The organism is Gottfriedia sp. ABJ_BB2_2 (assembly GCF_055484705.1).
The window spans coordinates 705,495-728,842 of record NZ_JBVFKR010000002.1 but is presented as its reverse complement, the minus strand read 5'-3'; the positions used below and the strand labels follow the sequence as shown (position 1 = coordinate 728,842).

General features: G+C 33.2%; 27 protein-coding genes. 19 read left to right on the top strand and 8 right to left on the bottom strand.

Annotation, left to right across the window (positions count from 1 at the left end; all coding sequences use genetic code 11):
- The first annotated feature begins 117 nt into the window (after nt 1-117).
- Nucleotides 118-558 (top strand): GNAT family N-acetyltransferase, encoded by a 441-nt coding sequence (locus ACX6U0_RS08550; protein ID WP_464959527.1) that lies wholly within the window; start codon nt 118-120, stop codon nt 556-558.
- 17 nt (nt 559-575) lie between these two features.
- Nucleotides 576-1,217: a YczE/YyaS/YitT family protein gene (locus tag ACX6U0_RS08545; RefSeq protein WP_464959526.1), complete on the top strand. Its 642-nt coding sequence runs from the start codon at nt 576-578 to the stop codon at nt 1,215-1,217.
- A 103-nt stretch (nt 1,218-1,320) separates the two neighbouring features.
- Here the strand turns inward: ACX6U0_RS08545 and bioA are convergent, their stop codons facing one another.
- Nucleotides 1,321-2,682, bottom strand: a complete 1,362-nt coding sequence (gene bioA / locus ACX6U0_RS08540) for an adenosylmethionine--8-amino-7-oxononanoate transaminase (RefSeq protein ID WP_464959525.1) — start codon at nt 2,680-2,682, stop codon at nt 1,321-1,323.
- 121 nt (nt 2,683-2,803) lie between these two features.
- On the opposite strand from bioA, the gene ACX6U0_RS08535 reads away from it, so the two are divergent.
- The 5 genes from ACX6U0_RS08535 to ACX6U0_RS08515 all read left to right on the top strand — a co-directional run bounded on the left by ACX6U0_RS08535 (nt 2,804) and on the right by ACX6U0_RS08515 (nt 6,892).
- Nucleotides 2,804-3,376: a biotin transporter BioY gene (locus ACX6U0_RS08535; RefSeq protein WP_464959524.1), complete on the top strand. Its 573-nt coding sequence runs from the start codon at nt 2,804-2,806 to the stop codon at nt 3,374-3,376.
- Nucleotides 3,354-4,076, top strand: a complete 723-nt coding sequence (bioD, locus tag ACX6U0_RS08530; protein WP_464959523.1) for a dethiobiotin synthase — start codon at nt 3,354-3,356, stop codon at nt 4,074-4,076. Before ACX6U0_RS08535 ends, bioD begins: the two co-directional genes overlap by 23 nt.
- Nucleotides 4,077-4,089: 13 nt before the next feature.
- A complete protein-coding gene (bioB, locus tag ACX6U0_RS08525; protein WP_464959522.1) occupies nt 4,090-5,085 on the top strand; it encodes a biotin synthase BioB in 996 nt (331 codons plus the stop codon).
- Between the two features lie 135 nt (nt 5,086-5,220).
- Nucleotides 5,221-5,766, top strand: a complete 546-nt coding sequence (locus ACX6U0_RS08520; RefSeq protein WP_464959521.1) for an alpha/beta fold hydrolase — start codon at nt 5,221-5,223, stop codon at nt 5,764-5,766.
- Between the two features lie 424 nt (nt 5,767-6,190).
- Entirely contained in the window at nt 6,191-6,892 is a 702-nt protein-coding gene (locus tag ACX6U0_RS08515) for a polysaccharide deacetylase family protein (protein ID WP_464959520.1), read from the top strand.
- 61 nt (nt 6,893-6,953) lie between these two features.
- On the opposite strand, the gene ACX6U0_RS08510 is transcribed toward ACX6U0_RS08515, so the two are convergent.
- Together ACX6U0_RS08510 and ACX6U0_RS08505 are read right to left on the bottom strand one after the other, a co-directional pair.
- Nucleotides 6,954-8,330, bottom strand: coding sequence for a DUF4179 domain-containing protein (locus tag ACX6U0_RS08510; RefSeq protein WP_464959519.1), 1,377 nt, complete (start codon nt 8,328-8,330; stop codon nt 6,954-6,956).
- Entirely contained in the window at nt 8,311-8,850 is a 540-nt protein-coding gene (locus ACX6U0_RS08505; protein WP_464959518.1) for a sigma-70 family RNA polymerase sigma factor, read from the bottom strand. Before ACX6U0_RS08505 ends, ACX6U0_RS08510 begins: the two co-directional genes overlap by 20 nt.
- 253 nt (nt 8,851-9,103) lie before the next feature.
- On the opposite strand from ACX6U0_RS08505, the gene ACX6U0_RS08500 reads away from it, so the two are divergent.
- A complete protein-coding gene (locus ACX6U0_RS08500) occupies nt 9,104-10,426 on the top strand; it encodes an ArsB/NhaD family transporter (RefSeq protein ID WP_464959517.1) in 1,323 nt (440 codons plus the stop codon).
- Nucleotides 10,427-11,066: 640 nt separating this feature from the next.
- The gene (locus ACX6U0_RS08495; protein ID WP_464959516.1) at nt 11,067-11,522 is read left to right on the top strand and encodes a DUF4183 domain-containing protein; all 456 of its coding nucleotides are present in this window, start codon (nt 11,067-11,069) and stop codon (nt 11,520-11,522) included.
- Nucleotides 11,523-11,573: 51 nt separating this feature from the next.
- Here ACX6U0_RS08495 and ACX6U0_RS08490 read toward each other — a convergent pair whose 3' ends face one another.
- The 4 genes from ACX6U0_RS08490 to ACX6U0_RS08475 form a co-directional block, all read right to left on the bottom strand.
- Nucleotides 11,574-11,954, bottom strand: coding sequence for a DUF4183 domain-containing protein (locus ACX6U0_RS08490; protein ID WP_464959515.1), 381 nt, complete (start codon nt 11,952-11,954; stop codon nt 11,574-11,576).
- Between the two features lie 204 nt (nt 11,955-12,158).
- Nucleotides 12,159-12,305 carry a hypothetical protein gene (locus tag ACX6U0_RS08485; RefSeq protein ID WP_158093232.1) on the bottom strand — a complete coding sequence of 49 codons (147 nt, stop codon included), beginning with the start codon at nt 12,303-12,305 and terminating at the stop codon, nt 12,159-12,161.
- A 201-nt stretch (nt 12,306-12,506) separates the two neighbouring features.
- On the bottom strand, nt 12,507-13,076 hold the full coding sequence (locus tag ACX6U0_RS08480) for a bifunctional transcriptional activator/DNA repair enzyme AdaA (protein ID WP_464959514.1): 570 nt from the start codon (nt 13,074-13,076) through the stop codon (nt 12,507-12,509).
- Nucleotides 13,077-13,099: 23 nt separating this feature from the next.
- On the bottom strand, nt 13,100-13,870 hold the full coding sequence (locus ACX6U0_RS08475) for an isocitrate lyase/PEP mutase family protein (RefSeq protein WP_464959513.1): 771 nt from the start codon (nt 13,868-13,870) through the stop codon (nt 13,100-13,102).
- A gap of 273 nt (nt 13,871-14,143) precedes the next feature.
- Here ACX6U0_RS08475 and ACX6U0_RS08470 point away from each other — a divergent pair, with 273 nt between their 5' ends.
- From ACX6U0_RS08470 to ACX6U0_RS08445, 6 genes are all read left to right on the top strand, one after another.
- Nucleotides 14,144-14,599, top strand: a complete 456-nt coding sequence (locus ACX6U0_RS08470) for an SRPBCC family protein (protein ID WP_464959512.1) — start codon at nt 14,144-14,146, stop codon at nt 14,597-14,599.
- A gap of 163 nt (nt 14,600-14,762) precedes the next feature.
- Nucleotides 14,763-15,143, top strand: coding sequence for a MerR family transcriptional regulator (locus ACX6U0_RS08465; RefSeq protein WP_464959511.1), 381 nt, complete (start codon nt 14,763-14,765; stop codon nt 15,141-15,143).
- An 89-nt stretch (nt 15,144-15,232) separates the two neighbouring features.
- Complete coding sequence (locus tag ACX6U0_RS08460) at nt 15,233-15,397, top strand: hypothetical protein (RefSeq protein ID WP_464959510.1); 165 nt, start codon at nt 15,233-15,235, stop codon at nt 15,395-15,397.
- Entirely contained in the window at nt 15,394-15,546 is a 153-nt protein-coding gene (locus tag ACX6U0_RS08455) for a hypothetical protein (RefSeq protein WP_464959509.1), read from the top strand. Before ACX6U0_RS08460 ends, ACX6U0_RS08455 begins: the two co-directional genes overlap by 4 nt.
- A 23-nt stretch (nt 15,547-15,569) precedes the next feature.
- Nucleotides 15,570-17,231 (top strand): acyl-CoA dehydrogenase family protein, encoded by a 1,662-nt coding sequence (locus tag ACX6U0_RS08450; RefSeq protein WP_464959508.1) that lies wholly within the window; start codon nt 15,570-15,572, stop codon nt 17,229-17,231.
- Nucleotides 17,232-17,404: 173 nt separating this feature from the next.
- Nucleotides 17,405-18,577 carry a murein hydrolase activator EnvC family protein gene (locus ACX6U0_RS08445; protein ID WP_464959507.1) on the top strand — a complete coding sequence of 391 codons (1,173 nt, stop codon included), beginning with the start codon at nt 17,405-17,407 and terminating at the stop codon, nt 18,575-18,577.
- Nucleotides 18,578-18,708: 131 nt separating this feature from the next.
- Here ACX6U0_RS08445 and ACX6U0_RS08440 read toward each other — a convergent pair whose 3' ends face one another.
- Nucleotides 18,709-19,257, bottom strand: coding sequence for a hypothetical protein (locus ACX6U0_RS08440; protein WP_464959506.1), 549 nt, complete (start codon nt 19,255-19,257; stop codon nt 18,709-18,711).
- A gap of 116 nt (nt 19,258-19,373) precedes the next feature.
- Between ACX6U0_RS08440 and ACX6U0_RS08435 the strand changes: the two genes are divergently transcribed.
- The 4 genes from ACX6U0_RS08435 to ACX6U0_RS08420 all read left to right on the top strand — a co-directional run bounded on the left by ACX6U0_RS08435 (nt 19,374) and on the right by ACX6U0_RS08420 (nt 23,195).
- A complete protein-coding gene (locus ACX6U0_RS08435; RefSeq protein ID WP_464959505.1) occupies nt 19,374-19,673 on the top strand; it encodes a metal-sensing transcriptional repressor in 300 nt (99 codons plus the stop codon).
- Between the two features lie 15 nt (nt 19,674-19,688).
- Nucleotides 19,689-22,076 carry a heavy metal translocating P-type ATPase gene (locus ACX6U0_RS08430; protein ID WP_464959504.1) on the top strand — a complete coding sequence of 796 codons (2,388 nt, stop codon included), beginning with the start codon at nt 19,689-19,691 and terminating at the stop codon, nt 22,074-22,076.
- A 14-nt stretch (nt 22,077-22,090) separates the two neighbouring features.
- Complete coding sequence (locus ACX6U0_RS08425; RefSeq protein WP_464959503.1) at nt 22,091-22,291, top strand: cation transporter; 201 nt, start codon at nt 22,091-22,093, stop codon at nt 22,289-22,291.
- Nucleotides 22,292-22,385: 94 nt separating this feature from the next.
- Nucleotides 22,386-23,195: a hypothetical protein gene (locus tag ACX6U0_RS08420; RefSeq protein ID WP_464959502.1), complete on the top strand. Its 810-nt coding sequence runs from the start codon at nt 22,386-22,388 to the stop codon at nt 23,193-23,195.
- Nucleotides 23,196-23,348 lie beyond the last annotated feature (153 nt).

Below are 23,348 nucleotides of genomic sequence, written 5' to 3'. Positions count from 1 at the left end.
TAAAACTCCTTATTATTTTTGTTGTATTTGCAACAAAAATGGTATTATACTGTTTACTAAAGATAATTATATTATGACTCACATATTGAAATAAATCTAGAAAAGGAATGATGAAACATGAATACTAAGAAAATAATTGAAAATCACGATTTGGAAGTGGCTTTTGAAATCAGAAAAAGCGTTTTTGTAGAGGAGCAAGGTGTGCCTTTAGCAGATGAATTTGATCAATTTGATTCACTAGATGGATTAGCAGAGCATATTTTAGCTTATTATGATGGCAAGCCAGTTGGAACAGGACGAATAAGATGGGTTGATGAATTAGGTAAACTGGAAAGAATTTGTATTTTAGAGTCCTATCGAAAGTTTGGCCTGGGAAAAGTGATTATTAAAGCGTTAGAAGCAATTGCGGTAGAAAATGGCATTACCAAAGTAAAATTACACGGACAAACACATGCTGAGGGATTTTATGAAAAACTAGGTTATCAGACTTCATCAGACGTGTTTATGGAAGACGGGATTCCTCATATTTTAATGACAAAAGAGTTAGCTAGAGTATAAGTATTACTTTTAGGAAGGTGAATAAGACGAGATATTTAATATATGGATTAGGAATCATCATTTTAACCTTAGGGGTAGCTTTAACAATATTATCAGATATAGGTACATCGCCCTTTGATGCACTGTTAGTCGGATTATCTAAGACTGTTGGTTTTACCGTAGGGACTTGGGAGATCATCATTGCACTAATCTTGATCTTTTGTAATTCAATTTTAAAAAGAAATAGACCAGAATATTTGGGTTTGGCTACAGCATTAATTACTGGTTTAAGTATTGATATCTGGTTATTTTTACTGGAGCATTTCATACAGCCTGACATTTTTTTAAGTAAACTGATCTGCTTTGGAATCGGTTTAATTGTCACTGGAATTGGCAGTGCAATTTATCTTCTTACAAACTTTGCACCGATTCCTGTAGACCAATCAATGTTAATTATTCGAGATTTATTAAAAGTGAATATTATGTTTTCAAAAACGATAATCTACGTTCTCTTTTTGATATTAGCATTCATTTTTAAAGGACCTATTGGTATTGGTACTGTATTAACAGTTTGTTTAGGCGGTCCAATTTTAAACAGTTGTATGCCATTTATAGAAAGACGTATAAACAAACTACTGATGAAAACATCTAATCATGTGGAAAATAGTTCTTCTATTTAGATAGAGATTTTACTAAAACACATAAAGATAGAAAGAACCCCCTCTTGTAATAGAGGGGGCACTGTTATGTAAGCAAAATATTAGATAAAAATAGACTAGGTATTCATTGTTTTTCGGTGCAATCAGAAATTGCTTTATATAAAATATTTAGCATTTCTTCTAATTCAGATTTAGTAGATGCTAATGGTGGCATAAAGACGATTACATTTCCAAGTGGACGAGTTAACAAACCTAATTCTTTTGCTCTTTTTGTAACTAAAACGCCAATTCGATCATTCCAATGAAATGGCTCTTTTGTCTCTTTAGAGAGGACAAGTTCAATTCCAATCATGACTCCGCTTTGACGAATATCCCCAACATGCCGCAAGTCATAAAATTTTCTTAATGAATCTTGAATATATGATGTTATTTCTTCAACATGGTTTAATAATTGATTTTTCTCAAATAGGTCTAAGTTTGCTAGTGCAACTGCACATCCAAGTGGATTACCTGTATAACTGTGACCGTGGAAGAAAGTTTTTTGTTCTTCATAGTTTCCTAAAAATGCCTCATAAATAGTATTAGTCGTTAAAGTTGCGGAAACAGGAAGATATCCGCCGGTTAATCCTTTTCCACATGTCAAAATATCTGGTGTAATTCCTTCTTGTTCACAAGCAAACATTTTTCCAGTACGACCAAAACCTGTTGCCACTTCATCCGCAATTAATAATACTTCATATTTTTTACATAATGCATCCAATCCTTTTAAATATCCAGGTGGCATCACAATGATACCACTTGCACCTTGAACAATTGGCTCAATGATTAACGCAGCGATTGAGTGTGCTTTTTCCTTAAATAGATTTTCAACATCATTTAAATAAGCTTGTATGATATCCTCACGCGATCCTTCATACTTTGAACGATAAAGATGTGGATAGGGGAGTTTAATACTCGGAAATAGTAAATCACGATAAGCTTGATGAAATAAATCGATTGCTCCTACTGAAACGGCTCCAATAGTATCCCCGTGATAAGCTTCCTTCATAGTGACAAATGTGCTTTTTTCACTTTTTCCGATATTTCTCCAATATTGATAGGCCATTTTAATAGCAATCTCAACAGCTGTTGCACCTGAATCTGAATAAAATACCTTTTCTAAACCATCAGGGGTAATATTGACTAGTCTTTCTGCTAAAAGAATAGCTGGTATATTTGCCATTCCTAATAATGTTGAATGCGCAACCTTGTTTAATTGTTCAGTAATTGCTTCGTTTAATTCTTTAATATTATGCCCGTGAACATTTAACCAAATTGAAGATACGCCATCGTAATATTCATTACCCAAAACATCAAATAATTTTCTATCTTTTCCATGTGAGATGATGAGTGGTTCATCGTTTATGTAATCCTGCATTTGAGTAAATGGGTGCCATACAAATTGTTTATTTTTCAAAGCCAGGTCTTGATAATGATCTTTTTCCATATGTTAACCTCCTATTCATATATGTTAACCTAATTTAATTATTTGGTTGACATATATTTTATTAGCATGTTAATTTAATTTTATTAGTTTGTCAATTTGAAAGATTAATAGGGAGGATGTTATGCAAAACAAAACTTTATCATTAACCGTCATATCTTTATTTGCATCATTAACATCAATTGGAGCATTTATAAAAATTCCTTTACCAGTCATTCCTTTCACGCTTCAGGTATTATTTGTGTTTTTAGCTGGGTGTCTGTTGGGAAGTAAACGAGCATTTTTTAGTCAGTCACTATATGTTGGAATGGGATTAATCGGCATACCAGTTTTTGCTTCTGGGGGAGGTCCAGAGTATATTTTAAAACCGACTTTTGGATATTTAATTGGATTCATTGCTGCTGCATATGTGATTGGATTGATCATCGAAAAAATAAAAGAGCCAAATCACAAGCATTTTATGATTGCTAATTTAGTCGGTTTACTGATTGTTTATGCCTTTGGTGTACTTTATGTTTATATTTCATTAAACACATGGATAGACAGTCCGACTTCATTTAAAGCAGTACTGATGATGGGATTTGTTTATAGTGTTGGTCAGGATATTTGTTTAGCCTTCATTGGCAGTATATTGGCGAAACGATTATATGTACATTTTTCAAAAGTAAGAAGTAATGAAAAGAAGTTGGCTGCGTGATATGGGAAAAGGATATTTTATTACAGGAACAGATACGAATATTGGCAAAACATTTGTCACCTCCCATTTGGTTTCAGCTATGCAGCAGATTAGGGTTGATGCGATTCCTTATAAACCGATTCAAAGTGGAGTTGTGAAAAAGAATAATAGATTAGTAGGGGAAGATGTTGCATTTTATAAAGAATATTTAGATCTGAAGCAGGATTTTTCTTATTACAATACATATACACTTGAAACACCTGTATCCCCACATTTGGCTAGTAAGCTAGAAAATGTAATGATTCATGAAGAGATTATATTGGACCGTTATAAAGAATTAGAACAACAGCATGATGTCATATTTGTGGAAGGTGCTGGAGGCGTAGCAGTTCCTTTAAAAGAAGACTTTGACACCATTGATTTAATGAAGAAATTAAAAATACCTGTCATCATTGTTACAACATTAAAGTTAGGTACATTAAATCATACGTTCTTAACAACTGAATACTTAAAATCTCATCAAGTAGAAATGAAAGGGTTAATTATAAACAAAGTTCCATCCAGATTAAATGTAATGGAAAAAGATAATGTATTGATGATGAAAAAAATGACGGGTCTGGATGTAATTGGATTAATTCCTGAATACAACAAGCCAGAGGATTTTACGAAAATTAGTAGTCATCAGATTCAAAATATGATTATGACTGAAAAATTGATATAAAGTGAGGGATATGATGAATTGGACTAAGTTGGCGCAGGAAGTAATTTTAGGTAAAGAAATCACTGATGAAGAAGCAATGCAAATACTAACATGTGATGACGATGAGATGCTTCTACTGTTACAAGGTGCTTTTACAATACGAAAACATTATTATGGAAAAAAAGTGAAACTAAATATGATCATTAATGCAAAAAGTGGTTATTGTCCAGAGGATTGTGGGTATTGCTCGCAGTCATCTATTTCGAGCGCTCCGATTGAAAAATATCCTTTTTTATCTAAAGAAGAAATTCTAGAAGGGGCAAAGCGTGCGTTTGAGCTAAAAGCTGGAACTTATTGTATTGTAGCAAGTGGTAGAGGTCCAACAAATCGTGATGTTCATACAGTAACCGAGGCTGTAAGAGAGATTAAAGAGATGTACGGATTAAAAGTGTGTGCTTGTTTAGGGATTATTAAAGATGAACAAGCAAGCGAATTAAAAGAAGCTGGTGTAGATCGATATAATCATAATTTAAATACTTCCAAGGAACACCATGATTACATAACGACAACTCATACATATCAGGATCGTATTGATACTGTTGAAAAAATTAAGAAGTCAGGCATTTCACCTTGCTCTGGTGCAATCATTGGTATGAAGGAATCGAAGGAGGATGTTGTTTCCTTAGCAAGATCTTTACGTGAATTAGATGCAGATTCAATTCCAGTAAACTTTCTACACGCAATTAAAGGAACTAAGCTAGAAGGTGTGAATGAGTTGAATCCCCGCTATTGTTTAAAAGTGTTAGCACTTTTTAGATTTATGAACCCAACAAAAGAAATAAGAATCTCTGGCGGTCGAGAAGTAAATCTCCGTAGTTTACAACCACTAGGTTTATATGCAGCTAATAGTATTTTCATAGGTGATTATTTAACTACAGAAGGTCAGGAAACGAATAGTGACCATAAAATGTTAGAAGACCTTGGCTTCGAAATTGAATTGGTACAAAAACAAGAAGAGCTTTGTTTTTAATATGAATAGAAGTTACGTAGTAAAGCTGCTATATATATGCAGCTTTTTCTATTTCTTATGATTGGTAGACAGGGATATTTTGACATAAAAAGAATATCTTCATAACAGGTACTAGTTTGAGAAAGGGTGAAGTATATGTCATATCACTCTAGATTTAAAACGATTAATGGAATGGAAGTCCATTTCACTGAATGGGGGGACTTACAAAAGCCCACAGTCGTATGTTGGCATGGATTAACTAGAAACGGACGTGACTTTGATATCATAGCGCGTAATTTGTCCAAAAACTATCATGTCATTTGCCCGGATACAATCGGAAGAGGATTGAGCCAATGGAGTAAAAACCCTGAGAATGAGTATTGCTTTGAGCACTATAGTAATCTTGCTATCGCATTACTAGATGAACTTGGAATTGACCAAGTAGGTTGGATTGGAACTTCTATGGGAGGTGCAATCGGTATTCGAATTGCCGGAACTCCAGCTCATCAAAATCGCATTAGTCACCTAGTATTAAATGATATTGGTGCAGGTGCATCTGAAAATAGTACTAAGGATATTGAAGGCATAAAACGAATTATACGCTATGTTGGAGCACCGCCAGTTTTCAATACGTTTAGTGAACTGATGACTTATTATAAAATGATTTATTCCTCATTTGGTCTATATAATGAAGATGAATGAAATTACTTTACAAAACATTCATGTAGAAGAAGAGATACTGGTGGGCTTAGTCCAGATTATGATCCAAACATTGCATTACAATTTCAGCATGAAGAAGATTTAAACCTTTGGTCGTTTTGGGAAAATGTTCAGTCCAAGACATTACTAATTAGAGGAGAAATATCTGACGTTTTACCTTTGGACGTTGCGCTAAAAATGGAGCAAAGACAAAATTGTCAATTCGTTACGATTCCCAAAATAGGTCATGCACCAGCATTAAATACAAACGAACAGATTACAACCATCGAAAACTTTTTGCAATCTTAAAAGAAAACAGAAAAACCTTAAAAGGTTTTTTTCTGTTTATATATTAAGTTTTAAGTCTTCTATTTTATATATGATACAATGATTAGTAATTAAATCATTTAAAGGTAAGGGATATTTTATGAAGAAAAAATTAAGTAAACTTTTATTAGGATTACTATTAATCTTTCTCATTTTATTTGGATTGTACAAATTAATGATTTCAAGATCGTATCAATTATTTGGTGGACTGACGGATTCTGTGGAAACAAATCAAAAGGTAGTCGCTTTAACATTCGATGATGGTCCTACTAAAAATGTTGATGAAATTCTGCCATTGTTAGAACAATATAATGTAAAGGCTACTTTTTTCTTAATTGGTAATGATATAGAAAAACATCCTGAAGAAGCTAAAAAAATAGTGAGTGCTGGTCATCAAGTAGGAAACCATACATATTCACATGACCGAATGGTTTTAAAATCGCCATCCTATATAAAAGAAGAAATTGAGAAGACCGACGAATTAATTAGAGAAGTTGGATATAAAGGTGAAATAGATTTCAGACCGCCATACGGTAAAAAAATGATTGGATTACCATATTATTTGAACAAAGTACATAAAGAGACAATCACTTGGAATATTGAGCCAGATACATACTATAGTTCTGCTAATGACAAAATAGAGTATGTTAAAAAAAATATAAAACCAGGTTCAATCATATTACTTCATCCAATGTATGATAAAACTGGAGATGAATTGAAAACAATTGAAGAAATCTTACATTCTTTAACAAAAGAAGGTTACAAGTTTGTGACTGTAGATGAACTTCAAAAAATGGAATAAATAAAAAGTATACATGCCTTGAATGTGAAAACCACCTAAGAGAATTAGGTGGTTTTTTCCATTATTGTTTTTTAATACTTACTTTTATCGGATCCAGTTTTACAGGAGGTGAATTCAAGCCTAGAATGCCAAATGGCACCATTAGTAAATAATCATTTTCATTAAATCCTTTAATGTGTTCGATAGGAAAGATAGATTGATAATGTAATGTTTCTTCATCAACAACACTAGCTTTTTTAGCGTAAAGTATGGAATCTGTTTTTAAATTTTCATATAGAGATTGACCAGTTAGTCCATTTGTATCTTTAGATTTGACTAGTTTAATCTGATCCACAAAGTTTTGTAAAACGTCTTTTCCTACATCTGATGTATTGATATTTTTAAGTGTGTAATCAACAATAAAAAGTTGATTATTTTTTTGTACTTTTTCAATATTTACGATAGATCCAAATCGCCCGCTTACTATTTTAGTAGGAAGTAGACCAATGGATTGAATTGTATCATCTTCAAACCTCGAGAACTCAGGATAAATCATTAAATAATTAGCTTTTTTATCTATTTCACTATTAAATGTAGCTCGTTGATGATCTACTTGTTCTAAGTTTAGTTTTTTTCCATGATCATCATATACTCTCATTGTTAATGCGTCACCTTCATTCATTACTTTCGCTTGATAGTTAATGATTGTAGTTGCTTTGCCTTTGATGACTGACTGCATTTTTAAGGAATAACCACCGTCTTGTGACGAACTTTGGGCATTCGAAGTTATCTCTTCAGCAAGTATTTGTTGAACAGGGACATGAAAACTCCAATTCCCTTTTTTTCCGCCCATATATGTAAATGTTAAAGGTACATTCATTCTTGAAGGTAACGTTTTAAGTGGGTATTCTAATGTCATTGCTCCAATGTATTCATCACCTTTTTTCATTAGCGGCTCTCTTGAACCATCCCACTGTTTTTGTTCAATACCATCAAATAGTTGGAGTGAATAATCTGCCTCGGGTCCAGCACTACTATTAAGACTCTCTGAGAGCCCTTTTCCGTCAGCTTTAAAGGTAATGCCAATATTATTCCCATCATAATAAGCACTGGTAACCGTTACATCAATTCCATTATCAGTTGCTTTTTCATTAAGTTTGCTAACTAGTCCGTTGGATTCTAGTTTTTTTCCTACGTCTGAATGAAAATTCTCATAGATTGAACCTATGATTGGAACACTTGCTAAAACGGCGGTGATAGGTTGAAAAACAAACCCAGACGCAAATAAAAGTGAAGCAGCCATAGTCGTTATATATGCCACTTTCTTTGGTTTAAATTTTTTCTTTGTTTTTTTAATCTCTTCCTTACCTAAAACAATTCCTCTATGTATTGCAGCAAATACTTCCTCTTTTGGAACTTCTATATCAGCTAATTGTTCATTAAACCATTCTTTGTTCATAATTCTTCGCTCCCTCTATCACTTTTTTTAATTCAATTTTGGCACGCCTTAGGTAGGTCTTTATGGTACCTTCAGGTTTCTCCATCGCTTCAGCTATACTCTTAATCGATAAATCATGATAATAAAAAAGAATAATAGCTGTTTGATAGGAATTGTCCAAAGTAGAGAGGGCATAAGGCAAATCGACTTCCATTTCTACATTTTGATGATTCGTTTCTAAAATTTTATGAATGAGTGCATCGCCAGATAATACAGTTTTATTTTTCTTATTTAAAAGCTGGTAAGAAGTATGAATTAAAATTCTTATTAGCCAAGTACTAAAATATTCAGGATTATTTAATTGATTAATAGAAACAAATGCTTTATATACCGTTTCTTGAATAACATCCAATGCATCTTCTTTACTGCGGACATACAAGATTGCGGTTTTATATAACTTATCGCTTTCTGCTTTAATAATTGACTCGAAAGCTTCTTCATCTCCGTTAATAGCGTCCAGTATAAGGTTAGTATCAATCACTCATTAACCCCCTTTCATATATTAGAGTATTTAGAGAGGGGAAAAGTTTCAAATCATTAAAAAATTATTAAAAGAGGTAGTAAGAACTATGTCTTATGTACAAAATTGGGAGCAGTATAGTGCAAATAGACTGAAGAGAACGCTATCCCTAAAAATTATGATAAAATATACTAACTTGGTCATCAAAGTGGAAAATGATGAGAATTCGATTCATCAAGTGAACTTAGTTAAAATAATTATGGAGGAATTTTAGATGGAGCATTTAGAACACGGTTATAATTGGAGATATTATGCCGCAATCATCGTTTTTTTAATTGCTTACGCATTTATTATTAGTGAAAAGATTAATCGAGCGCTAATTGCACTATTGGGTGCGGGAATTATGGTGGCAATCGGTGTAGTTGATTTACATTTTGCATTAACAAAACATATTGAATGGGAAACAATTACGCTATTAATCGGGATGATGATTATCGTATACATAACAAGCACATCAGGATTTTTTGAATTTATTGCGATTAAGGCTGCAAAAATTTCAAAAGGACAACCTATACGAATCTTGGTCACATTGTCATTATTAACAGCATTAGCTTCAGCATTTTTAGATAATGTAACAACTATTTTATTAATAGTTCCGATTACATTATCAATCACTAAAATGTTAAAAGTAGATCCAATTCCTTTTTTGATGCTAGAGGTTATTTATTCCAATATTGGAGGAACAGCAACTTTAATTGGAGATCCACCGAATATCATGATTGGATCTGCTAATAAGCATTTAACATTTAATGAATTTTTATTTAATTTAGCGCCTGTTATAGCAATCATTGTAGCCGTCATAACAGTTATTATTTATTTTATTTATCGAAAACGATTAATAACAACGCCAACTGAAATTCAGAAGCTAATGTCAATTAATGAAGCAGATTATATAAAAAATCGTTTACTAATGTTTAAATCCCTTTTAGTTCTTGGTTTTACATTATTAGGATTTGTCTTACATTCTGTTTTACATTTAGATGCAGCACTTGTTGCAATGTTTGGGGCAACCATATTAATGGTAATTGGTGTAAAAGAACATGATTTAGAAAAAGTATTTGCGAGTGTAGAGTGGGTGACAATCTTTTTCTTTGCTGGTCTTTTTGTTTTAGTAGGTGGATTAATTGATATCGGATTAATTGGATCGTTAGCGAAAAAAGTTTTGGAATTAACGAATGGTGATATGAATGTAGCTGCCCCGTTAATTTTATGGGTCTCAGGAATAGCATCTGCTACGATTGATAATATTCCTTTTGTTGCTACCATGATTCCGTTAATTCAGGACTTAGCTGTTGGCATGGGATATTCACCTGACTCATCTCAGGTTGAAGTACTATGGTGGTCACTGGCTTTAGGAGCTTGTCTTGGTGGGAATGGTACTTTAATTGGTGCTTCAGCCAATGTAGTTGCAGCGGGTATTGCTACTCGTGAAGGATATAAGTTTGGATATTGGGATTTTTTGAAAATTGGTCTACCAATTACAATATTATCACTAGTGATTTCACATATTTATATATTCCTTCGATATTTAGTGTAACAGAACATGGTAGGGTTTAGCTTGTCATCTCAGACTACCCGCTAAACGTTCGCATTCTTCGTTGCTTAGCCTGCTCGCAGTGGCTTATTACCGTCAAAGGTAACTCCGCTCCTCATCTGGCTCCTGAGCCTCGAAAGACAAGCGTTTTTTTCAATCAGTCTGAATCTCTTTGTTTTTGTACTTTAACTACAAACTGAGATGATAAAATATAGCTTTTCAACTTACAAATCCTTCAGATAGGGATGTTATTTCTTTATCTGACCACTAAAAGAATGTTATTTCATTTTAAGAAGTTGAATGGAACGGAAGGTACTCGACTCCTATGGGAATTGCGGGAAAGCTGAGACCCCACAGGCGCTAATGCGCCGAGGAGGCTCAGCTCACGCCCCATGGAAAGCGAGTTCCTAGAGTGGAATTCAACACGCTTCTTTTATCCGTCCTTATTGGAGTATTATCTTAAGATGTTGAATGGTTAGGAATTTAAATTGCACTTACTTCAAATAAAGAAGTAGTGCTTTTTTATATAGAATTAGGATTTATCCTTTTCGAACAACATATATTTAGAAAAACGATGAATTTATAGTATTGATGAAGGGAGTGACAGAATATTATTAAAGATGACTTATCTAATTTAAATTTTGTGATAAATGCAGGGGATATCCCATCCATTCAAGCTGGAACACTTTCTAAACGTCCAGTGAATCCGGAAAGTGGGAGTCTATTTTTAGATACTAGAAATCGAGTATTTTATCGATTTAATGGAATTCGTTGGGAATTATTAATTACAACTGTAAATCTTGGAACATACGGATATTCGGCTCCTCCAATCCCACTCCAAACATCAAATTTATTGTTTTTTACATATTCGGATGGTGTAAGGTCAGTATACACAAGTAAAGATGGCTTAGAAGAATATGGAATCACTGACATCATGTCACCGAATCAGGTATCATATATTAATTTATTTATTAATGGGGTTTTGCAACCTACTGTGAACTATAAAGTTGAAAAAGGTAAGTTAACTTTACTGACAGAAGATATACCAATGAAGGGAGTTGTGATCATTCTTCAATTTATTTCAATTTATCAATCATAATGTGCAAAGCTAAAAAAGTTCCTTTGCGGGAACTTTTTTTGATGCAGTTCATTATGTTGAAACTGTAATATCTGAAGTAGGTGTAAAGCTAATAATTTCTAGTACGACCGGCGTACCTGTCAATATGCTTCCACCGACTGGAACTGCAATTTCTAGAGAACCAACACCTGTTGCACCTGGAGTGTATGTTGAGATACCGTTCATTTGTAAAACACCGTTAATAAATACATTAAAGTAACTATTATTTGTAGGAAGTGTAGGAAGGGAAGTAACAGCTGCACCAGTATCATCTAAAAAACTTGCAGCGTCTATATCTAACGTAGCACCACCTGCTGTAGTTGAAGTAGTAATATAAAAATATCTGGAAGAAGTAGGGTCAGTTTCAATTGTAGCGGTAGCATCAACAAGAATTTTCATTAATTGAAGAGCCATAGGATGTCTCCTTTCTTTGTAAGAATTTTACTCTGAATTATAATATTATGAATAATTCATGTATTATGATTGGGGGACAAACTATATCGTAAAAATCTTTTTTAAAGAACGAAACATTGATAAAAATTGGTAGCTTAGAATTGGTGATAGGAGAAGAAGAAGAAGGCTTACTATGCTTTTAGGACCGTCAAAGACGGTCATTTTTTATTGTTTTTTTACTTCATTTAGTGCCTCTGTATTTGATTTACTTGGAGCAAAATAGCCTTCAGAATTTACGGCAGCAGGTTCTGGTTGACCATTATTTTGCTTTTTCTTTTTTACATGTGCATGTGGATTTTGATTGTGACCCATTTATATCACCTCCAAAAATAGTATGCGCGATATTTCATATATATTTTCGAACAATATCTTAACAATAAGTGGAAGGAATCAGCAGAATAATTGTTGGTGTAATATTAGAAAATAAAAGGACAAATAAAATTGAAAGAAGAATTCTAATAAAGCTGGGTCAGAATTATCCTCAACACAAAAAAGGAACTACTATGAGTTCCTCTAATTATGATCTACTAATTCTAAATGTCGATATTCAGTTGGTGAACAATTTTTAATTTGTCTAAAGATTTTATAGAAGTTTGAGGGACTTTGATAACCTACTTGATAACAAATTTCTAAATTCGTTTTGTCTGTGTTTTTTAAAAGATAAGCTGCTTTATCAATTCTAATCTTTTCTAAATAAGTGCGAGGAGTTTCTGATGTTTCTTGCTTGAAAAGCCTTTCGAGATAGAAAGGGCTAACGCCCACATGATCTGCAATATCTTGTAACACTAGTTTATTTTGATAATGCTTTAATAAGTAGGTAATCACATTTCTAATTAGGGTGACTTTAGGTGAGTAATCGATTTCTGGCTGACATCTTTTACAAGCTCGATAACCTGCTTTTTCAACTTCATTTATGTCATAAAAAAACGTTACATTTAATTTTTTGGGTTTCCTTGACCTACATGAAGGACGACAATATATTCTCGTTGTTTTTACTGCTGTAAAAAATAAGCCGTCATACTTGCGATCACATGCAATAATTTTCTCCCACATTTCTTCAAATGAAAGATTAATATTAGTCATCTAGCACTTTCACCCTTTCATAATTAAACCTCATATAAAATCGATGTATCTTTTCCATTAATTAATTGTTCAACTGTTTTTTCCAAATGTAAGATAATCTGATCTGACAAAGCGTTACCGAAACTAAAGCGTTTCACACCAAGTTCTTTAAGCTTATTACAATTTGTTAATCCAGGTAAAGATAATATGTTAAGTGGTGCATCTATTTGTAAAATGATGTTTTTTATTTCTTCTTCATTTTTTAATCCAGGTATAAAAATGCCACTTGCTCCACTTTCGACATATGACTTTGCGCGATTCAATGTATCAATCAGTGGATTCTCAATATGGAAATAAGAATCAATTCTAGCATTAATGTAAAAGTCTTTAAAACCATTGCTGTCTAAAGCATTTCTAATTTCTGATAAGAGTTTACTTTGTTGTGATATGCTTTTTAGACCCTTATGACTTTTAAATGAATCCTCAATATTAATCCCAGCAACACCAACATCTGCAGTTCGCAAAACATTTTTGACAATTGTTTTAATATCTTCACTATAGCCTGCTTCTATATCTGCTGAGACAGGAATGTTTACATTCTCCACAATAGATTGGATGATTCTTAAATGTCTATCAAAATCAATTAATTCTCCGTCTGCTAATCCGATTGAATTAGCAATTCCCCAACTAGTTGTACCGATTGCCTTAAATCCAACTTTTTCAAGTGTTAATGCTGAGAGTAAATCCCAAGCATTGCCTAAAAATAATAAATCTTCTGATGTATGAAGCTCATTAAAAATTTGTATTTTATTCATGTTTATTCCTCCTAAAAATCAAGTTATTTCCCATTTTAGCAATGAGTTTGATCAAATTCGTCCTCATTCTTGCTCTTATAGTCAAAATTAACGGAAATTTTATAATAAATAGGTATTGTTTAGATAATGCTGTAAACGGATTACAGGCAGTTATAAAAATTAACAAAGGGACAATAACTTAAGATAAAGAATAATAAAAGGAAAACCAAATCATGGTTTTCCTTTTTTAATACTAAAATAGAAAGAATTTATTTAGATAAAGGAGTTAATAGGATGCCTTTCATAGAACACCAACAATACATTATGGCACCAATTGATGTATGTTTTGATCTGGCGAGAAATGTAAATATTCATACGTTGACTACTTCAAAAACAAAGGAAAGTGTTGTTGGCGGTGTAATGGAAGGACATCTAGAGCTTGGTGACACTGTCACCTGGGAAGCCATCCACTTTGGTATTAAGCAAAGATTAACTGCGCAAGTCACATTAATGGATAGACCATATAAATTTCAAGATGTAATGGTAAAAGGAGCGTTCCATTCGTTCACTCATACTCATGAGTTCATGGAATGTAAAGGTGGCACTTTGATGATTGATCTCTTTGAATATAAATCTCCTTTCGGATACATTGGTGAATTAGCTGATTTATTGTTTTTACAGAAATATATGAAATCATTTATTGCTAATCGAGCAAATGAACTGAAAAAAATTGCTGAGACAATGGTATAAAGCTATCATTTTAAATTTCTATATCGATGAGGAGGATGACAATAGGATTTTGATGAATAAAGAGAAATAGATAGTTTGTAAAATTTGTCGAAGGGTTTTATCTTGAAAGTTACGTTTACGTAAACTTTATAATAAAAATAAGTACCAGAAAGGGGAGGGGATTTTGGAGTTTTACACAATTCGTGAACTGACAAAAGAGTTTGAAATGACGCCTAGAACGCTAAGGTATTATGAAGAAATAGGATTGATCCAACCTACTTATTCTGAAAGTGGAAGAAGAAAATACTGTCAAAAAGATCGAACTCGACTTTATTTAATTCAAAGAGGGAAACATTTAGGTTTTAATTTGCAGGAAATAAAAGAAATGATTAATTTATTCACAATTGATCGTACAGGTGAAAAGCAATTGAAAAAGTCGATCGAATATGGCAATCAGAAGATTGAAGAACTTGAACAAAAAATAGATGAACTTACATTATTAAAAAAAGAGATTGAGAAAATGAAAAATATGCTTGAACGTACACTATCCGATATAGAGGTGTAGAGACGAATTTATCTAGTCTGTTACAGATGAATAACAAACAAAGGAAACATTTATTGGGGAAAGGTTAAATACAGGAGACCTAGCAAAAGTTGGTGAACATGGTTTCTATTGGATCGTTGACCAAAAAAGATGTCATCATTTCTGGCTGTGTGAATATCTATCCAAAAGAAGTGGAGGAAGTGCTATTAAACATACCAATGATAAGGGACGTTGCAATTGTTGAATTCATCATGATACGTGGGGAGAAACAGTGAAAGCATTCCTAGTTGTTGATGATCAAACGACTAATTATGATGATTTATGTAAACGTTTTCTTGGTGGTGAATTAGCAAGCTATAAGATTCCTAGATTGTATGAAGTGGTAAATGAGCTTCCGAGAAATGCAACAGAAAAACATTATTAAAAACACGTTAGGAGGGTATGAAAATGAATTTTTATGAAGAAGACGACCATTTACATGAGTTATTAAAAAAACATTTAGATAAAGACTTTTTCAAGTGGGCAAATAATGAATTAATAGAATTCGGAAGTCTATGTGCAAATGAATTTGATAAACGTGCAATTCACACAGATCGCGAAGGGCAGCCTCGATTGATTAAGTATGACGCATACGGAAATGATATTTCTCATGTGTGGGTAAATGAAGGTTATCAACAAACAGTTAAAGATACTTATACTAGAGGAATTGTAGGTTATATTCACAAACCGATACCTGAATTAGGGATAAAAGGAAATTATATATATTCATATGCACAGGGATACTTATTATCTCAAACGGAAGCGGGTTTCTATTGTCCAGTGACATTATCAATGGCAGCAGCATTTTTAGTAGAACGATATGCAGATGTAGCTTTGAAGGAAAAGTATTTACCACATTTACTATCAACGGGAGAGACAGATTTATACGAAGGAGCAACTTTTTTAACAGAGAGACAAGGTGGTTCTGATGTAGGGGCAAACGTTGTAAAAGCGATTAAAGAAGATGAACATTATCGAATTTATGGTGAAAAATATTTTGCTAGTAATGCAGGTCAATGCGGGGTAACAACAATCCTTGCAAGAATTGATGGTGCATCTCCTGGAAGTAAAGGATTAAGTTTATTCTTAGTACCATGGAAAAATGAGGATGGCTCCAATAATGGGATAACCATTCGTCGTTTAAAAGATAAATTAGGTGTGAGAGCAGTTCCTTCCGGGGAAGTAGAATTTGATGGTGCAAAAGCATTTTTAATTGGAGATGCTAGTAGGGGCTTTTATTATATGATGGAGGCATTGAATTTATCTAGAATTTGTAACGCTGTTGCATCTGTTGGCATCATGAGAAGAGCTTATAATGAAGCAAAACAGTATGCAGAAAATAGACCAGCATTTGGACAGATATTAACAAATTATCCGATGATTCAAGAGACCTTATCGAAGCTTGCTTCAATCCAAGAAGTACAAACAAGTGCAGTTTTTGATTTGATAGCATTATACGACCGTGTAATTGGTAAAGAAAATGGAACAAATGAAGAACAAGCCCTAGTCCGATTACTAATTGCAGTTTTAAAAATGCGTACAGCAGAAGAAGCAATTCACTTTTCTCATGAAGCAATTGAAATGCACGGAGGAAATGGATATATTGAAGACTTTGTTACACCACGTTTATTAAGAGATGCTCAAGTATTGACCGTTTGGGAAGGCTCTGCCAATATTTTAGGCTTAGAGGTTCTTCGATTGCTTAAGAAAAACGTTCTTCCAACATTTATTTCATTCATTGAAGCAAAATTAGAAGATTCTCCTGAATCATTAGCGGATGAAACAGAATTAGTTACTCAGAAACTAAATGACTTAAAAGAGGTAGTAAATTATGTTTCAACATTAGATTTTGATATGCAAACATTTTATGCGAAAAAAATTGCAAACAAAATGGCTGATTTATTAGAATCAACGATCGCAATTGAGGATGCTAGTAGAAATACTCGAAAAGTGTATATTGCAAAGGTGATAGTTCAAGAACGATATCAAAGTAATGAATTGAATAAAGAGCCATATACGATAAAGTATTATAATAAAATTGTTCATAACAAAATGAGTATAAAGAAATAAGTTACAGTATACGAAAGCAGGAAACCAAATTATTGGTCTCCTGTTTTTTGTTTCCATCTATTAGAAAAGGTCTTGTAATTGACTTGTAATATGAATGTAGTCTAATTGGCATGGCAACGTTACATTCCTAAGTTAACATGTATAAGTATATGTCAAGACTTAGGGAGAAGAAGATGAAACGAGTTGTTAATAAGTTTGCACTAGTAGCAATAGCAAGTAGTTTGTCATTTGCTTTACTGCCTAATGGCGTATTTGCTTCCAGTAATAAAAGTACAGAGATAAATAGAATTCAAGATAAACGGATAAAGGTTCAAGTACAAGCTCAAAAAGCAAAAAATGAAATAGAGCAATTAAGGAATAAACAAGAAGTTTTAGTAAACTCTTTAGATTCTATCAATACTTCTATTGAAAACGCTAGAGAAGTAATGAGAGAAAAAGAAATAGAATTAGTAAAAGGTAAAAAAGAAATTGCGATCATGCAGGATGAAATCATGAATCTTCAAAACCGTTTAGATCAACGCCAAATCATTATAGACGATCGATTGAGAACACTTCAAAAATCTGGAGGAAATAAGAAGTACTTAGATATCTTATTCGGTGCATCTAATATTGGAGAGTTTTTTCAAAGCATAAATGCAATTGCAAAATTTATGGATTCAGATCAAGATATTTTAATCGACCAACAAAATGATTTGAATAGAGTTGAACAAAAAGAAAAAGAATTATATATTTCTCAAACTAAATTGGAGAACGATAAAGAAACGCTTCAAAATCTAAATCGTACACTTGTAAATCAAGAAATTCAGTTGAAGGCTATACTAGAAAAATTGAAATCTGAAATACATGAAAAAGAACATGATGTACTAAGTTTAGAGGAACAGGAAGAGTTACTAGCAGATCAAGAAAAAGCAATAAAATCTGCCTCAAAAAATTCTCATTCAAGTGGTGATTTTACGCGACCAGCAGATGGTTATGTTTCGTCAGGATTCGGCTACCGATCGTTCGATAATGAAGAGCATTGGGGAGTTGATATTGTCAAAAAAGGAAATGTACCAATCGTCTCAGTTGCTGACGGTGTCGTGATACGTGCATACAAATCATCTAGTTATGGTAATGTTGTATTTATTACACATAATATTAATGGGAAAGTATTTACATCTGTATATGCTCACATGAATAGTTTTAAAGTGTCCTCTGGTCAAAATATTTCAAAAGGCGAAGCAATTGGAACAATGGGGAATACAGGAAAATCATTTGGCCAGCATCTACACTTTGAATTACATGAAGGACAATGGAATCAGAAAAAATCGAATGCAGTTGATCCAACAAAATATATTCATTTTTAAACGAAGCAATTTATTAGTTCTTTAAATAAATCCTTTCATCGATGAAAAAGGCATCCAATTTGGATGCCTTTTTTTGTATAAACAACTTACGAAAATTAGAGATTAAGTTAAAACGATGGGAAACTTCTCTTTTATTGAGAGTGTGAATTATGAGTATCATTTGAAATAAAATTACTTTCAACATGAGAAAAAGAATAATAAACAGTAAAAATAATCAGCAGGCTAGAAATGAAAACTGCTGGAAAGAATGAGGATAAAAGCTTTGGAAATTGATCGCTTAAGAACATGATTGAACAAAAAATAGAAGTACAAGTGACAAGCAATAAACAAATTAATAATAGTGTTTTTGCTTCTGTTACTGTTAGCATTGATACCATCATACTCCCCATCATCCCCGACATCATTCCTGTAAATATTCCTTCTAACAATGCAAGGAAGTTAAGACGCATTCCAATACATAAACCAATTAATGCTGAAAGCCCCATTGAAAATAAAAGTGAATAGAAAAATTGTTGAGGCATCGTGAGTGTAACTAATACACCAATTGCTAACCCAATTGTCATACTAATCATCATCATATACATCATTTGATTCATTCGATCATCCTTAGTTGGACGATTATAAATAGATAGAAAGGATATGAGAACTGATACGCTAATGCAGATCCAACCCGTTAACATATATAATACCCCCTAATTAGTTGCTTTGTACCATCATATGGACAACTAAAAAAAAATAGAATAAAAAATTGACACCTATACCCCCTATGAGTATATAATGTGAGTGAGGTGATAAAATGGAAAATTGTCATGACGATTCTATGGTACCTAGAAGTGAAGAGGAAATTGAAAATTTAATGAAACGTCTTCGCAGAATTGAAGGTCAAGTACGTGGTATTCAGAAAATGGTCGAGGAAGACCGTTATTGTATAGATATATTAACTCAAATAATGGCCATCGAAGCTGCTATGAAAAAAGTAAGCTTTTCATTAATTGAAAGACATGCAAATCATTGTATGGTAAAAGCCGTGAAAGAAAACAACGGAGAAGCATCTGTCAATGAATTAATGGAGGTTATTAAACGCTACGTAAAATAAAGGGGTTTGGTATTTATGAGCGAGGCTAGGCAGTTAACAGTCGGTATTGAAGGAATGACGTGTGCTGCATGTGCAACTAGGATTGAAAACAGCTTAAATCGAATGGATGGCGTTGAGGCGAACGTAAATCTTGCTTTAGAAAAAGCTACTATTATGTACGATCAGAAATATCAAACAACGGATATAATAGATAAAATTCACGACATCGGTTACGAAGTTGCACTTGAACATGCAACACTTGATATTGAAGGTATGACATGTGCAGCATGTTCTGCACGAATTGAAAAAGTAATCGGAAAAATGGAAGGTATAACAAAAATTAACGTAAACTTAGCGATGAACACTGCAACCATTGATTATGTACCCGAAGTTCGTTCACTTCAATCGGTTATAGATAAGATACACCATATTGGTTATAGTGCAGCTGTAAAAAACGAGGATATAAAAAAAGGAAATTCAAAGAGAAAAAAATTTCTTCAATTAATGATCTCAATTATTCTTTCACTACCATTATTGTACTCAATGGTTACGCATTTACCAATTTCAACTAATATTTGGATGCCACATTTATTAATGAATCCTTGGTTTCAATTGATTCTTGCTACACCAGTTCAGTTTATTATTGGTTGGCATTTCTACGAAGGTGCATACCGTGCTTTACGGAATAAAAGTGCGAATATGGATGTACTTGTTGTACTTGGTACTTCTGCCGCTTATTTTTATAGTTTAGTGGAAACACTTAAGACAGTAACAGATCCAATGTATATGCCGCATCTTTATTTCGAAACAAGTGCAGTTCTTATCACATTAGTATTGCTTGGTAAATATTTTGAGCATATTGCAAAGGGTAGAACAACTGAGGCAATTTCGAAATTATTGGAACTACAAGCTAAGGAAGCAACTCTCTTAATAGATGGAAAAGAAGTAAAAGTATCATTTGAAGATGTGAAAGTTGGAGATCACCTTCTTGTGAAACCGGGAGAAAAGATACCCGTAGATGGTATGATTCTTTCAGGAATATCTACTGTAGATGAATCGATGATTACAGGGGAATCCTTGCCAGTTGATAAAAGGAAAGGTGATAAAGTAGTTGGTGCAACTGTAAATGGAAATGGTTTCTTGACGATACAAGCTGAAAAGGTTGGAAAAGATACTGCTTTAGCAAATATCGTGAAAATCGTTGAAGAGGCTCAAGGTTCAAAAGCACCAATTCAACGACTAGCAGACCAAATTTCAAATATATTTGTTCCAATTGTCATAATCATTGCGACTATAACGTTTTTAATTTGGTTTTTCTGGGTTGACCCACAAAATTTACCGAAAGCAATCGAAGCTGCAATTGCAGTTTTAGTGATAGCTTGTCCTTGTGCACTTGGTTTAGCAACTCCTACTTCTATTATGGTAGGAAGTGGAAAAGGTGCAGAACACGGTATTTTATATAAAGGTGGAGAATATTTAGAAACCACTCAAAAAATCAGTGCAATCATTCTTGATAAAACTGGCACAGTAACAAAAGGGAAACCAGAAGTAACTGATGTAATTAATCTTCATCAACGTAATGATTTCTTGAGTCTGGTAGCAAGTGTGGAAAAAATGTCAGAGCATCCTTTAGCACAAGCTATAGTTGACTACGCTAAACAACAAGATTTGAGATTAAGAGAAGTGAAGGAATTCATTGCAATTCCGGGGTACGGTGTAGAGGCAATGATAGAAGAATCTACAATTACGATTGGTACACGAAAACTAATGCAGGAAAAGGATATAAATACTTTCTCTATTGAAGAGCAGCTAATAGAATTCGAAGCTTCCGGTAAGACTGGCATGATTGTTGCCATTAATGGAGAGCTTGAAGGTATTGTTGCAGTTGCAGATACAATAAAGGAAACTTCTAATGAAGCTATTCTGGCATTAAAGAACTTAAACATTGAAGTGTATATGGTAACCGGAGATAATGTACGAACTGCAAAAGCAATTGCAGATGTTGTTGGGATAGAGAATGTATACGCGGAAGTATTACCAGAAAAGAAAGCGGAAATAGTAGAGACACTTCAAAAACAAGGGAAAGTCGTAGCAATGGTGGGGGATGGAATTAATGATGCCCCGGCACTTGCGAAAGCTGATATTGGAATGGCAATTGGAACTGGAGCAGATGTTGCCATTGAAACAGCTGATGTCACACTAGTTGGTGGGGATTTAACTCATATTCCTAGGGCAATTTCACTTAGTAAGAAAACAATGCTTAATATACGACAAAACTTATTCTGGGCACTATTTTATAATAGCTTGGGAATACCAATTGCAGCTATGGGATTACTACAGCCCTGGGTTGCTGGTGCCGCAATGGCATTTAGCTCAGTTTCGGTTGTCATAAATGCACTACGATTAAAAAGAGTAAAAATTTAAGGAGGAAATATCAAATGGAAACAATCTTAAAAGTAAATGGAATGACTTGTGGACACTGTAAAGCAGCAGTTACAAAAGCGGTAGAAAGTGTATCAGATACTAACAATATCGTTGTAAGTTTAGAAAATAAAGAAGTATCATTCAAACATCTAGAATCAGATACTGTAGAAAAAGTGAAAGAAGCAATTGAAGATCAAGGATACGATATCTTATAAAAAAACAAAGGCGGACTAAGGTTCGCTTTTTGTTTGACTGTAAAGAGAAAAGAATGATGTTGAAAGAGAATATACTTATGGGGAGAGTATTGCAATGAAAAAATTGCTGTTAATTCTTAGTACAATCGCATTGATCGGATTAAGCGGATGTGGAACCGATGGTCATCATAATGAATCGAATCATCATGGGATGAATCATGAAAAGGAAGAAAAAGAAAAGCCGACTAAAGTAAGTTTTACATTCAATCAAGATCCAAAAAGTGGAGAGAATTCAGAGCTAGCTATTAACGTAAAGGATTCAGAAGATAAAACAATTAAGGATTTTGAAGTTGAACATGAAAAGTTAATGCATTTAATCGTTGTAAGTAATGATTTATCTTATTTTGATCATATTCACCCAGAATATAAAGGCGGTGGATTATTTACAGTTAAACCTAATTTTCCCTCAGGTGGAAAATATACATTATTTGCAGACTTTGTGCCTAAAGGGTCGGCTAAAACTGTAAAAATAAAATCGGTTCAAGTATTAGGGAATGAACGAAAACCAGTGGTTCTAAAAGAAGACCAGGACCAAACAAAAGTAGTCGCAGGTAAAGAAGTCACATTTAAAACAGATGAGTTGACGACAAATAAAGATATCACTTTATCCTTTACTATGAAGGATGAAAAATCAAAAAAACCGATTAGTGATTTACAACCATACTTGGGTGCAATTGGACATGTAGTCGCAATTAGTGAAGACACTAAAAACTACCTACACGTTCATCCAATGAATGAGGATGCAACAGGACCTGAAGCAAAATTTATGACAAATTTTCCAAAAAGCGGCATGTATAAAATATGGGGACAATTTCAGCAAAACGGACAAAAGTTTACAGTCGATTTTACTGTAAAAGTAAAATGATCTTTAAAAAGAAGTTGAGTCATCAACTTCTTTTTTATTTTGAGAATCAAGAGCAATTGTTACATATTTCTAGTTGGAGATTAATGGTAGTATTTTACTGATATATTTCAAAATAATATTATTGCGAAAGGTAATCTGATAATGTAAGCTAAA